The following is a 12068-nucleotide window of genomic DNA, read 5'->3' on the forward strand; positions in this document are numbered from 1 at the left end:
GATCAGGGGCGGCCGAGCTCCTGGGTCCAGTAGTGGCGGTAGTGGCTGTACGGGGTGGCCGCGTGCCCGACGCCGAGGTCGGTGAAGGCGCAGTCGAGGATGTTGTCCCGGTGCGGCTCCGCTGCCATCCACTGACGGAACGTTTCGTCGGCGGTTTCGCCGCCCGCAGCGATGTTCTCGCCGACGTAGTCGCTCGGGAATCCCGCAGACCGGGCGCGCTCCGCGGGGGTGCGACCATCGCTTCCGCTGTGCTCGAAGAAGTCTTGGTGCGCCATGTCCGCGCTGTGCCCGGCGGCCGCCTCGCTCAGGTCACGGTTGAGGCGCAACGCCGGGCATCCCGCGCGGGCGCGTTCGGCATTGGTCAGTTCGAGTATCCGCTGCTCCGGCGAAGGCTTCTGGGCCGCCAGGAGCGGCGACCCAGCGCAGAGCAGCGCCAGCGGGACGGCCATCCCGCACAACATCATCCGTTCGGCAAGCGACATCTGTGATCACTTCCCAGCATCGTGACGATTGGCTGGGGAGTTTGTAACGGCGTCGCGGCGGCGACACACGGCGGCGTCGCCGGAACCGGTTACCGGCCAGGCGTACCGGATTCAGCCGAAGTGGACGGTTCGGAAACGGCGGCGTTCCGAGTCAGATCTGGTTCGCGATGAGCACGAACAGGGTGACGATCCACCCCATGATCAGCGCGACGAGCAGGGCGTGCTTGTTGGCGGCCAAGCGAGTCATGGCGGTGCCTCCCAACGTGAAAGAAACGAAGATCTAAGAGAGATTCGCTTTCACGACGTGGCCCGCGGTGCTTCCCGGCAGGCGTCAGCGCGCGACGGCGCGCGGCGCGGCGGGAACCGCGTCCCACATCGCGCCGGGTTTTCGCTGCACCCACGCAGTGTGCCGGAACAACTGCTCGGCGATCTCCCGGCGCGTCACGGGACTTTGCCGCGGGAAGGCCGGACCGGTGAGGAGCCGATGCCGGATCCGCCCCTGGTGCTGCGGAAGACGGTGCATGACAACCTCCTCACACGCTCGCGCCGCCCGAAGGGAAAGGGCGGTGGTCGATGACAAGTGGAATGGCGCCCGGCTGACGGCCGGGTGCGAAGCAACCCCGGACGGCATATCGCCGACTGCGCGGGAATCGTTACAGCGCGCGATCACAGCCATTTGTTCCGCCGGAAGATCTTGAACAGGACGATGCAGGCACCGAGCATCACCATGAGGGCCAGGGGATACCCGAATGTCCAATCCAACTCGGGCATGTGCTTGAAGTTCATGCCGTAGATCCCGGCGATCATGGTCGGCGTCGAGACGATCGCGACCCACGCCGAGATCTTTCGCATGTCGGTGTTCTGCTGGAGCGTGATCTTGGCCAGCGTGGCGTCCACCAGCGTGGTCAGCAGCTCGTCGAAGGAACCGACCATTTCGGCGACCTTTGCCAGGTGGTCCTCGACGTTGCGGAAGTAGGACCGAACCTCGTCGGCCACCATCGGCGTGTAGCCCTCCGCGAGCCGCTGCATCGGCTTGTGCAGCGGCAGCACCGCCCGCCGCAGCTCCATGACCTCGCGCTTCATCAGGTAGATCTGCTCGGCGTCGATCTTGGTGCGCGGCTCGAAGACCTCGGCCTCGATCTCGTCGATGTCGTCCTGGATGGCCTCGGTGACCTCCAGGTAGGTGTCCACCACGTGGTCGGCGACGCCGTGCAGCACCGCCGACGGTCCCAGCGCGAGCTGCTCCGGGTCGGTCTCCAGCTGGCTGCGCACATCTCCCAGTCCCGCGTGCTTCCCGTGCCGCACCGTGATGACGAAGTCGCGCCCGAGGAACACCATCAGCTCGCCGGTGTCGACGATCTCGCTGGTCGCCGACCGCGTCTCGGTATCGGTGTAGCGGACCGTCTTCAGCACCATGAACAGCGTGTTGTCGTAGCGCTCCAGCTTCGGGCGCTGGTGCGCGTGCACGGCGTCCTCGACGGCCAGCTCGTGCAGACCGAAGGTGTCGGCGATGCCGTTGATCTGCTCCTCGGTGGGTTCGTGCAGCCCGATCCAGACGAAGCCGGAGCCGCGCCGCCGCACCTCTTCGATGGCGTCGACGTGGTTCCACGAGCCTTCGACGCGGTGCCCGTCGACGTAGATGGCGCAGTCGACGACGTACGTTGAAACCGGTGCCGGGGTGTGGCTGACCGATCGCGGCCCGCGACCGTTCCGGTTGCGCAGGCCGAGCGAGGGCAGGTTGGGCACGGCGACCTCCAAGGTCCTGGGCGCAGCACCCCGGGGGTGGAAGATCCGGGTGAACGCCGCGCGGATGGCGTGCTGAGCGGACTTTGCTCGCTGCTCGCGCATCCCGGCCGGGCCTGGCGGACGGTGCCTAGCGGCTGGCCCTTCCGGCGGGGATGCGGGTGGTACTGCACGGAAGCGCGCTATCGGCACTGCTGTCCACGATCCCTCACCTCCCGAAGGTCATCCACCGATGTGGTGGTCCTTGAGTCAGCCAACCCGAAACGATACTCCGTCCGAGTGGATCGTTGGCAACGGCTCGCATTCGACGTCACAACCCGACGGAACATGCTGCATGAAATGGGCGAATTGGGCGGATTGGCCGAATCGAGTCGGGATTCGCGTTCGGCTCGGACCGGGCATCCGAACGGGGCCCGGTCCGAGCCGTCGACCGGGTCTTGACGGATTGTCCCGAGCGCTTTTTTCGCCGTCACTCGTTGCGGGGTAAACTACCCCAGGAGCGCAAGGTCTCCGCCAAGCCTTCGGTTAGCGCGCCATTTCGCTCAAGTGTGGCGAAAGTCGCATGATCGGCCCAGATTGCGTCCGCGGCGTCGTCACCAGCGGAAAGATTCTGTTCAGTACTCCGACAGGAGTAATCCAGGATCTCGTAGGTACCGAGCGGTGCGGGGCGGAAGAGGCGGCCGACGAGGGCGCCGACGGTGACGGAGAGTCCCGTTTCTTCGCGCACTTCGCGTTGTACCGCCGAATGGTCGGTCTCGCCGGGCTCGACCCGGCCACCCGGTAGGGACCACTTCCCCTTTCCGGGTTCATGTGCGCGTTTGACCAGTAGCAACCGGCCACTGGGGTCGTGAATTATCGCGCCGACGCAGCGGATCACGGGATTCTCCGATACGATCATCGACACGGAGGGTAGTTGATCCGGGGCTGCCCGGAAACGACTGACCCAAGTGCGGTACAAAGCTGCCGTAAAGCGGCGGAGTGCGGTACAACGGATCAGCAGGCGCCTGCGCTACTCAAGGGCATTTGGACGGGGTGCGTCACAGTGAACATGAAGAAAATCCTCACGTGGGCCGGGGTTGCGTTCCTCCTGTTCTTCCTGTTTTCCGCGCCAGTGGAAGCCAGCGGTGTCATCAATGGCATCCTGGAGAGTCTGCGGGGAGCAGCCGAGGCCGTCATCACCTTCATGCAGAACCTCTTCCAGTAAAGCGCGAGCCGCGGGAGGCGGGTGCCTTGTTTGCTCCGAGGGATCCCGATGAGTACTTGCTGGACACCGAACGCCGGGTGATCCGCGTTCGGCGGCACTGGGCGACCCTGGTGTGGGACCTCTTCGAGGCGACCGGCTTGCTCGTGGGTCTGGTGATGGTGTCCTACCTGGTGCCCGAGGGCGCCGGTGGGCTGGTCCAGAACATCCTCTGGTACGCGGGGCTGATCATCCTGATCCGCTTCGCCTACCAGGTCCTGGACTGGTACGTGGAACGCGTCGTCGTGACCGACAAGCGGTTCCTGATCACCTCCGGCATCTTCACCACCAACGTGGCGATGATGCCGATTACCAAGGTCACGGACCTGACGTTCGCCCGCACGATGATGGGCCGCATCTTCGGGTACGGCACGCTCGTGGTCGAGTCGGCTGGACAGATCCAGGCGCTCAACCGCATCGAGTACGTGCCGAACCCGACCGAGGTCGAGGACGCGATCTCGGCGCTCGTCTTCGGGGACAAGAAGGGGCAGCAGCAGGACCGCTTCTCGATGCTCAAGGCGCGGCGTGCCGCGGTGGGCAAGAGGAAGGCCGCCAAGCTCTGACCGGGCTGGTCGGCCCGGGTGTGCAGGCGTACCCGGGCAGACCGGTCGGGTGTTGCTTCGGCCCGGTTCCGGACCATCGGTCACACTGGTGGGTGTGCGAATCGACCTGCACACGCATTCCACCGAGTCCGACGGGACTGACACACCGGCCGAGCTGGTGGCGACCGCGGTCGCGGCCGGCCTGGACGCGATAGCGATCACGGATCACGACACCACCGCTGGATGGGCGGCGGCCGAGCGGGCCGTGCACGATCTCGCGGAGCCTGGTCGGTTCCGGCTGGTGCCGGGCGCGGAGCTGTCCTGCGCGTGCCCGGACGGCAACGGCCGGAACATCACCGTGCACCTGCTGGCGTACCTCTTCGACCCCAACTCCGCCGCCCTCGCGCAGGAGCAGTCACGGCTGCGCGCGGAGCGGCGGGAGCGGCTCTACGAGATGGCGCGACACATGGCCGCGGACGGGTTCCCGGTCGACCCGGACCAGATCATGGCGGGACTGCCGCCGGATTCGCCCGGCGGTCGTCCGCACCTGGCCCGCGCGCTCGTCAACGCCGGCACGGTGGTCAGCGTCGACGAGGCGTTCGCCAGGTACCTCGGTGGCAGCGGTCGCTACTACCTGCCGCGCACCGACACTCCCGTCCGCCGTGCGATCGAAATGATCACCGAGGCCGGCGGTGCGACCGTGCTGGCGCACCCCTTCGCGACCGCGCGCGGCCCGGTGGTCACCGCCGACGACGTCGCCGAGCTCACCGGGCACGGGCTGGCCGGGATCGAGATCGACCACCCCGACCACGACCCGGCGACACGGGTGCGGTTGCGCGGGCTAGCCGCGGAACTGGACCTGATCCCCACCGGCAGCAGCGACTACCACGGCACCAACAAGACGATCCGGATCGGCCAGGAAACCACCCCTCCCGATTCGCTGGATCGCCTGATGGCGCGGTGCAGCGGCAGCAAGGTCATCGGCTGACGGGGCGGATCATCTTGGCAACGGGAAAACTGCGTACTGTAGGGGCGTGCAGGGGCAGCTCGGTCTAGAAGGTATTCCCAGCAAGCTGGTGAGGGTCACGCCGGCCAGACTCGCCACCTGGGCGCAGTGCCCCCGGAAGTACCGCATGACGTACCTGGACCGGCCGGCACCGACGCGCGGTGGTGCCTGGGCGAACGCCACCTTGGGCGCCGTGGTGCACAACGCGCTGCGCGCGTACTTCGAGTTGCGAGCCGGTCAGCGCACCCCGGAACGCGCTGCCGCGTTGGTGCGGGAGTACTGGAAGGCCGACGGTTTCGCGAGTCCGGAGCAGGCCGGTGACTACCGGCGCCGGGCGCAGGAGTGGGTGGGCTCTTACGTCGAGCAGTTGGCGCCCGGCGTCGTGCCGCTCGCCGTCGAGCGGTGGGTGTCGGCGCCGATGGGATCGATCATCGCCGAAGGGCGGGTGGACCGGATCGACGAACGGCACGGCGAACTCATCGTCGTCGACTACAAGACCGGGCGGCACGGACTGCGCGTGGACGATGCGCGGCAGTCCCTGGCGCTCGGGCTGTACGCGTTGGCAGTGCGCAAGCACCTGCGTCGGCCGTGTCGTCGGGTCGAGCTGCACCACCTGCCGACCGGGACGGTCGCGGGCTGGGACCACACCGCGGAATCGCTTGCGGAGCTGCAGGATCGCGCCGAGCAGCTCGCCGGGGACCTCCAGGCCGCGACGGACGCGTTCGATCTCGGGGCCGACCCGCAGGCGACGTTCCCGACGAGGACCGGGCGGCACTGCTCGTGGTGCGACTTCCGGGCTCACTGCGAAGAAGGCCGGCAGGCCGCGCCGAGCCTGCCGCCTTGGGCCTTGCTGGGAGAGTGACGACATGCGACCGGAGGACACGCCGATGCGCACGCCCGCTTCGCAACGAGCGCGGCCACCCCGCACGCGGCGGCTGCCGGCAGCGGGTGATCTTCCGCGGCAGCGGAGCCGCCGTCACGCGCTGAGCCGGCCGAAGCCGGCCAGCCAGGCCGGATCCGCTTTCCGGGGCCTCACCGGCGCTTTGGCGGTCGGCTTGCTGCTGCTCGCGCTCGGGCTGGTGGCCGTGCAGTTCTGGGCGACGGGCCAGGGGCAGCAAGGCCCCGGGCTGGCGGCGGTGATCGCTCAGCTGGTGGCGTCGCTGGTGGCCCTGGCACTACAGTCGGTCGCGGACCGCCGCCGCGACGCGCGGGGAGGCCTGGCGGCCTTGGGTGCGTTCGTGGTCGTGATCGGCTCGCTGTGGTTCTGGTGGTGGGCCTGATCCACGAGTTCTCGGCTGGAACCGGGAATTCGCATCGAGACCTGCTGGCCCCGGGGTTTCAGCGGAGGGCGACCAGGGTGTCGCCGCGTTGCTCCAGGAGCATCGGGCCGACCGTCGCGAGCTGGATCGGGCCGGTGTAGCCGCCGCGGTCCACCGGGATCACCCGCTCGGGGCTCCCGGTGACGGCATCCAGGACCGCGAGGCCCCCCGGCACCGGCACCAGCAGCTTCCCGTCGAAACCGACGCCCGGGCCGAGCGTGTCCGGTGCGGTCCACAGTGGAGTGAGGGTGCCCGGGTCCAGCGCGATCGTGTCGACGCCGGTGTGCCAGTAGGTGCGGCGGCCCTTCGCGGTCGACTCGACCTGCACGTTCGCTCGGAGGTCGGGGGTGCCGACGCGCACCGGGAAGGTGGTCACCACCGAGCCGTTGTTGTTGTAGACCACGACCTGTGAGCGGTCTCGGAGAACCACGGCGACGTGCTTGTCGTTGACCGCGACGATCCCGGCGGACGTGCTGCCGAGGATCACGCTGAAGACCTCCTCGGGCTTCTCGTCGTCCTCGGGGTGGGTCTTCAGGACGGTGATCCGGCCCTGCTCGCCAGGGCAGGACTCGACGGCCCCGATTCGCTCGTCGCCGACCCCGATCGAGGAGTAGGTGCATTCCGGGCGGGTCAGGTTGTTGCCCGGGTTCTTCACCGCGGGCGGCATGCCGAACTGCTGGGTGCGCACCAGGTCCGAGCGCCAGGACTCGAAGGAGCGCCCTCCGGTGGCCGTCACGTAGGTGCCGTCGGCGAGCAGCTGCGTGCCGAACTCGGCGTCCGAATTGCGCTGCGGCCCGCGGACTCCGGTCGGCCCGCGCAGCGAGGTGACCTCGCTGCAGTTCTCCGGCTTGCGGAAGACCGCGATCGCGCGGCCCCACTCGGCGCCGACCGTGCACAGCGGAATGTCGCGGGCGTAGCGCCAGGCGACCTGGCCGGTCAGCGGGTCGTGGCCGAGCACCTCGTTGCCGGATCCGGTGACCACGGCGGGCCCGGCGACCACCGGGATCGGTGTGGCGGGGCTGGTAGCGCGCCAAGCCTCGGTCAGCGTCGGCGGAACCCCGGGGGCCGCGGGAGGTTCCGGGATCGGCTGGGCAGCCGTTTCGGAAACGGTGGCGCGCGCATCGCTGTTGAACCAGAGCACGGCACTTCCGGTGAGCACGGCCACGGCGATCAACGCCACCACGGCGAGGTCGGTTCTCGTGCGCCGCTCCGGCCGGACCAAAAGCACTCCTCGATCGCCTGGCTGTTACTGCGCCGAGCCTAGAGGCTGTTCCCAAACTCGTCTTGCGTGGCGGTGCGGGTGGCGGAAGCTCAGACGTCGCTGGTTCCGCGCCGCTTCGAGGGCTTCCGCTCAAAGCTCGACCCGCGAGCCGTCGGAGCGCTTCGCGCCTCATCCGGCTCACGGGTCTCGATTCGCGCTACGCGGCGCCGCCCTCGGTGTTTCCACTGCGCGCGGCGTTGCCGGCTTCTCCGGTCGGCTCGCCCGGGCGGCGCCTGCGGCGCCTGCGGCGGGGGCGTTCGCCGGCGTCGGCTTCGCCTCCTGGGGCGGGCGCTTCCGCCGGCTGCGGGTCGGCACCGCTGCGGGTGCGGCGTCGCTGCCGCCGCCGGGCGGGCCGGGTTTCGGCGTCGCTGTCCTGGCGGGCACCCGTTTCGGCGTCGCCGGTGCGCTGGTCCGCTCCGCCGCGGGTGCGGCGCCGGGTGCGGCGGGGCCGCTTGGCTTCGCCCTGCGTTTCGGGTTCGGCGTCCAGGCCCGCGCGGGTGCGCTTGGCCAGCGGCAGTCGGCCGGTGACGTCCGCCGGGATGTCGAGGTCGCTGAACAGGTGCGGCGAGGTCGAGTAGGTCTCGACGGGCTCGGGCTTGTCGAGGCCGAGCGTGTCGCTGATCAGCTTCCAGCGGGGCTCGTCGTCCCAGTCGACCAGCGTGATCGCGACGCCTTCGCGCCCGGCGCGGCCGGTGCGGCCGATGCGGTGCACGTAGGTCTTCTCGTCGTCCGGGCACTGCAGGTTGATCACGTGGGTCACGCCGGCGACGTCGATGCCGCGGGCCGCGACGTCGGTGGCCACCAGGATGTCGACCTTGCCGGAGCGGAACGCGCGCAGTGCCTTCTCGCGCGCGCCCTGCCCGAGGTCGCCGTGCACCGCGCCGGCAGCGAAGCCGCGCTCGGTGAGTTCGTCGGCGAGCTTTTGGGCGGTCCGCTTGGTCCGGCTGAAGATCATCGCCAGGCCGCGATCGGTGGCCTGCAGGGCCTTCGCGATCAGCTCGGTCTTGTCCATGGCGTGCGCCCGGTAGATGAACTGCCGGGTGCGCTCGTGCACCGCGCTCTCGTCGGCCTGCTCGGCCCGGATGTGCGTGGGCTGCGTCATGAACGTGCGGGCCAGGGTCAGGATCGGGCCCGGCATGGTGGCCGAGAACAGCATCGTCTGCCGCTGATCGGGGACCATGCGCAGGATGCGCTCGATGTCCGGCAGGAACCCGAGGTCGAGCATCTCGTCGGCCTCGTCGAGCACCAGTCCGCGGACCTTGCCGAGCACCAGGTGGCGCTGTTCGGCCAGGTCGAGCAGGCGGCCCGGGGTGCCAACGACCACGTCGACGCCGTCGCGCAGCGCGGAGATCTGCTCCTCGTAGGGGCGGCCGCCGTAGACGGCGACGGTGCGCACGCCCAGGTGCTTGCCAGCGTCGGTGAGGTCGCGGGTGACCTGCAGGCAAAGCTCGCGGGTCGGCACCACGATGAGCGCCTGCGGGGTGCCGTCGCCGGGCAGCTGCAGGCGGTGCAGCAGCGGGACGCCGAAGCCCAGGGTCTTGCCGGTGCCCGTGCGAGCCTGGCCGATCAGGTCTTCGCCCTGCATCGCCAGCGGCAGGGTCAGCTCCTGGATGGCGAAGGTTCGCTCGATGCCGGCTTCGCGCAGCGCGCGGACGATGTCCGGGTGCACGTCCAGCTCGGCGAAGGTCGGGGCGTCAGGGTCGCCGGCGGTCCCGGCCTTCAGGGGTGCGGCATCTCCGGTTTCGGGAGCCCCGGACTCGCGGTGCTCGAGGTCCGTGATGTCGGGGCTGCCGCCCCCGCTGTGATCTTCGAGGCCGTCGGGGGCCTGGCTGTTGGTGAACGTCAGAATGATCGCCTCTCTCGGTACCTGCGCGCACGCGTCCCGGTCCGGGCCGATCCGTGGCGACGTCCTCCCGGCACGGCGGCTCGCTGGTCGCGGCCGCTCTTCGTGCTCGTGGTCACCGACGTGATGGTGCGCGCCCCTGTTCGCTCAGCGGTTGATCCGCTGTTGGTTCGTTTCTCTCGGCGTCGCATGCGCGCCAAAGCCGACGAGCGGATCGCTCGGGCCGCGTTCGCGCCGGCAGTGGTCCGGGGGCCGTCCCGCTCGGGCGAGAGTCGCCCAGATCGTGACGTTCGGGGAGCCAGCCCCACGGTGTACGACCAGATCGTCGACCGCGCCGCCGGACGCCGAAGCTCCTCCGAGACCCGAGGATACCTGTTCGCCGGCCGTTCTCGCCGTGGTGCGTATTACTCGGGCGTGCCGCCGGTTAGGCTCGCAGCCATGAATGAGGCTGACCAGCGCGCCACGTTGCACGGTGAAAGTGACGAGCGTTACGAGGAAGGCGTCGTGGATCTGCTCGCGGCGCTGGCCTACGGAGAGCTGTCGGCCTTCGACCGCCTTGCCGAGGACGCGCGCACCGCGCCCACGCTGACCGGCCGCGCGGCGCTGGCCAGCATGGCCGCCGCGGAGATCGGCCACTACCGGCTGCTCGAAGAGCACCTGGCCGGGCGCGGCGTCGCGATCGACGAGGTGATGCAGCCGTTCGCGGCGCCGTTCGAGGCGTTCAACGAGTCGACCGCACCGCATTCGTGGTTGGAATCACTGGTCAAGGCCTACGTCGGGGACGGCTTGGCGGCCGATTTCTACCGGGAGGTCGCGGAGTGGCTGGACCCGACCTCGCGGGGGCTGGTGCTGACGGTGCTCGCCGACACCGGTCACTCGGCGTTCGCCGAGCGCGAGGTTCAGGCGGCCTGCGAGGAGGACCGCAAGCTGCGGGACAAGCTGACCCTGTGGGGGCGGCGGCTGCTGGGCGAGGCCATGACGCAGGCGCAGCGGGTGGTCGCGGAGCGCGACGCGCTGGCTGAGCTGATCATCAAGGGATCCGGGGACCTCACGGGCATAGCGGCGATGTTCCGGCGGTTGCAGAACAACCACACCAAGCGGATGGCTCGGCTCGGCCTGGGCTGACGAACCCCACTTCCAGGCTCGCCTTGCGTGGCGTGCGGGTGACGGAACTGCGGACGCCGTCTGTTCTCCGGGATCCCCGGGACCAGTACGCGGCTTCGGGGCTGTCCTCGCCAGACGCCGCCAGCGGAATATCTGCTCGCCGGGCTTCGTTGCCCGATCGCGATGGGACCTGGGATAGCCTTGCCGCATCCCATTGGATACGAGTGCTCAACGGAGGTTCGGCGTGGAGGTCAAGATCGGCGTCGTGGACAGCCCGCGCGAGCTGACGGTCGCCAGCGGACAGTCCCAGGAAGAGATCGAGTCGCTGGTCGCCGACGCGCTGAAGAACGCTGACGGCGTGCTGGCGCTGACCGATGAGAAGGGGCGTCGCATCATCGTCCCGTCTACCAAGGTCGCCTACGTCGAGATCGGCCCGGCGGCGCTGCCGCGCGTCGGCTTCGGCGTCAGCTGACCTGGTTCTTTCCGCGTGCGGGTTCCTCGGCCGAGGGTGCCCGCACGCTTCACCTGACCGGCGGTGGAGGGCATCTTCGGGCGGCGTAGTCGCTCGAAGATGCCCTTCGCCGTTCAGTCCAGTTCGGTCGGGATCCGGCCGCGCGACGGTTACCAGACGGCCTCGCAGAACTCGTCAACCCGCGCCCTCCGCTGACCCGCGTGTCGGGCCACGACACGCCGGTGGCTGTGGACAACTTCTTCGATTTCAATGGAAATCGAACCTCTGATTTCCATTGAAATTGCGGTCCGCCGGGGTCAGGGGTTCTGCAGGGGGAAGCCCGCCAGGCCCTTCCAGGCGAGGGTGGACATCAGGTTCACCGCTTCGTCGCGGGAGATCGTCTCCCTCGCGTCCAGCCAGTAGCGCGCGGTCACCTGGCTGAGGCCGACCAGGCCCACCGCCAGCAGCCGCGCGCGCTCCGCGTCCAGCCCCGCGTCCGCCGTGACCGCCTCGGTGATCGCGTTAATGCACCCGGACAGGGCGCCCTCCACGGCCTTCTCCACGGCCGGTTCGCCGCGCAGGTCCGATTCGAAGACCAGCCGGAACGCCTGCCCCTCGCCGGCCACGAACTCGTACAGCGCACCGATCGCGGCCCGCACCCGCAGCTTGTTGTCCGGGGTGGACTCGATGGCCTCGCGGACCCGGCGCACCAGCTCGTTGCCGTGCGTCTCCAATAGCGCGAGATAGAGCTCCAGCTTGCCCGGGAAGTGCTGGTAGAGGACCGGCTTGCTGACCCCCGCGCGCTCCGCGATGTCGTCCATCGCCGCCGCGTGGTAGCCGTTGTGCACGAAAACGTACTGAGCCGCTTCGAGCAGCTGTGCCCGGCGTGCGTCACGGGGCAACCGGACGCCTCGGCTCGGCTGCGCGGTCTCGGTCATCCTCGCCTCCACCCGATTCCTTCCACTCGCTAGGCGGCCTTCCGGCCACCCAGTGGGGCCTGACTCTACTCGCCGGTAGAGGTAGGTAGCGCAATCCGGGCTCGGGCGGACCGCCATGCTGTAGGTGTGACCACGACAA

14 protein-coding genes are annotated in these 12068 nt (G+C 69.2%); 7 read left to right on the forward strand and 7 right to left on the reverse strand.

Features of this window, described 5'->3' with window-relative positions; translation table 11 throughout:
• Positions 1-2: 2 nt before the first annotated feature.
• From FDZ84_RS16965 to FDZ84_RS16980, 4 genes are all read right to left on the reverse strand, one after another.
• Positions 3-482 (reverse strand): CAP domain-containing protein, encoded by a 480-nt coding sequence (locus FDZ84_RS16965; RefSeq protein ID WP_246869054.1) that lies wholly within the window; start codon positions 480-482, stop codon positions 3-5.
• A 331-nt stretch (positions 483-813) separates the two neighbouring features.
• The gene (locus tag FDZ84_RS16970; protein ID WP_168586708.1) at positions 814-1005 is read right to left on the reverse strand and encodes a hypothetical protein; all 192 of its coding nucleotides are present in this window, start codon (positions 1003-1005) and stop codon (positions 814-816) included.
• Between the two features lie 143 nt (positions 1006-1148).
• Complete coding sequence (gene corA / locus FDZ84_RS16975; RefSeq protein WP_168590125.1) at positions 1149-2228, reverse strand: magnesium/cobalt transporter CorA; 1080 nt, start codon at positions 2226-2228, stop codon at positions 1149-1151.
• A gap of 466 nt (positions 2229-2694) precedes the next feature.
• A complete protein-coding gene (locus FDZ84_RS16980; RefSeq protein WP_210435712.1) occupies positions 2695-3123 on the reverse strand; it encodes an NUDIX hydrolase in 429 nt (142 codons plus the stop codon).
• A gap of 144 nt (positions 3124-3267) precedes the next feature.
• Here FDZ84_RS16980 and FDZ84_RS16985 point away from each other — a divergent pair, with 144 nt between their 5' ends.
• The 5 genes from FDZ84_RS16985 to FDZ84_RS17005 all read left to right on the forward strand — a co-directional run bounded on the left by FDZ84_RS16985 (position 3268) and on the right by FDZ84_RS17005 (position 6293).
• On the forward strand, positions 3268-3429 hold the full coding sequence (locus FDZ84_RS16985; RefSeq protein WP_010694016.1) for a hypothetical protein: 162 nt from the start codon (positions 3268-3270) through the stop codon (positions 3427-3429).
• 26 nt (positions 3430-3455) lie between these two features.
• The gene (locus FDZ84_RS16990) at positions 3456-4028 is read left to right on the forward strand and encodes a PH domain-containing protein (protein WP_168586709.1); all 573 of its coding nucleotides are present in this window, start codon (positions 3456-3458) and stop codon (positions 4026-4028) included.
• A gap of 85 nt (positions 4029-4113) precedes the next feature.
• Entirely contained in the window at positions 4114-4995 is an 882-nt protein-coding gene (locus FDZ84_RS16995) for a PHP domain-containing protein (RefSeq protein ID WP_168590127.1), read from the forward strand.
• Positions 4996-5041: 46 nt separating this feature from the next.
• Positions 5042-5875 (forward strand): PD-(D/E)XK nuclease family protein, encoded by an 834-nt coding sequence (locus tag FDZ84_RS17000; RefSeq protein ID WP_168586710.1) that lies wholly within the window; start codon positions 5042-5044, stop codon positions 5873-5875.
• A gap of 4 nt (positions 5876-5879) precedes the next feature.
• Positions 5880-6293 (forward strand): hypothetical protein, encoded by a 414-nt coding sequence (locus FDZ84_RS17005; protein WP_246869056.1) that lies wholly within the window; start codon positions 5880-5882, stop codon positions 6291-6293.
• A gap of 58 nt (positions 6294-6351) precedes the next feature.
• Here FDZ84_RS17005 and FDZ84_RS17010 read toward each other — a convergent pair whose 3' ends face one another.
• Positions 6352-7560 carry a hypothetical protein gene (locus FDZ84_RS17010; RefSeq protein WP_246869057.1) on the reverse strand — a complete coding sequence of 403 codons (1209 nt, stop codon included), beginning with the start codon at positions 7558-7560 and terminating at the stop codon, positions 6352-6354.
• A 190-nt stretch (positions 7561-7750) separates the two neighbouring features.
• A complete protein-coding gene (locus FDZ84_RS17015; protein WP_371812899.1) occupies positions 7751-9490 on the reverse strand; it encodes a DEAD/DEAH box helicase in 1740 nt (579 codons plus the stop codon).
• 384 nt (positions 9491-9874) lie between these two features.
• On the opposite strand from FDZ84_RS17015, the gene FDZ84_RS17020 reads away from it, so the two are divergent.
• Together FDZ84_RS17020 and FDZ84_RS17025 are read left to right on the forward strand one after the other, a co-directional pair.
• Positions 9875-10561: a ferritin-like fold-containing protein gene (locus FDZ84_RS17020; protein WP_168586712.1), complete on the forward strand. Its 687-nt coding sequence runs from the start codon at positions 9875-9877 to the stop codon at positions 10559-10561.
• A gap of 223 nt (positions 10562-10784) precedes the next feature.
• On the forward strand, positions 10785-11012 hold the full coding sequence (locus tag FDZ84_RS17025) for a DUF3107 domain-containing protein (protein WP_168586713.1): 228 nt from the start codon (positions 10785-10787) through the stop codon (positions 11010-11012).
• Between the two features lie 296 nt (positions 11013-11308).
• Here FDZ84_RS17025 and FDZ84_RS17030 read toward each other — a convergent pair whose 3' ends face one another.
• Positions 11309-11929 carry a TetR/AcrR family transcriptional regulator gene (locus FDZ84_RS17030; RefSeq protein WP_168586714.1) on the reverse strand — a complete coding sequence of 207 codons (621 nt, stop codon included), beginning with the start codon at positions 11927-11929 and terminating at the stop codon, positions 11309-11311.
• Positions 11930-12068 lie beyond the last annotated feature (139 nt).

This window comes from Saccharopolyspora sp. ASAGF58 (assembly GCF_012277335.1).
GTDB classification, from domain to species: domain Bacteria; phylum Actinomycetota; class Actinomycetes; order Mycobacteriales; family Pseudonocardiaceae; genus Saccharopolyspora; species Saccharopolyspora hattusasensis.

Bases quoted from the DNA above. Each gene is read 5' to 3' on its own strand.
- FDZ84_RS16965 (WP_246869054.1), bottom strand. From the start codon at position 482: ATGTCGCTTGCCGAACGGATGATGTTGTGCGGGATGGCCGTCCCGCTG.
- FDZ84_RS16970 (WP_168586708.1), bottom strand. From the start codon at position 1,005: ATGCACCGTCTTCCGCAGCACCAGGGGCGGATCCGGCATCGGCTCCTC.
- FDZ84_RS16980 (WP_210435712.1), bottom strand. From the start codon at position 3,123: ATGATCGTATCGGAGAATCCCGTGATCCGCTGCGTCGGCGCGATAATT.
- FDZ84_RS17005 (WP_246869056.1), top strand. From the start codon at position 5,880: ATGCGACCGGAGGACACGCCGATGCGCACGCCCGCTTCGCAACGAGCG.
- FDZ84_RS17020 (WP_168586712.1), top strand. From the start codon at position 9,875: ATGAATGAGGCTGACCAGCGCGCCACGTTGCACGGTGAAAGTGACGAG.
- FDZ84_RS17030 (WP_168586714.1), bottom strand. From the start codon at position 11,929: ATGACCGAGACCGCGCAGCCGAGCCGAGGCGTCCGGTTGCCCCGTGAC.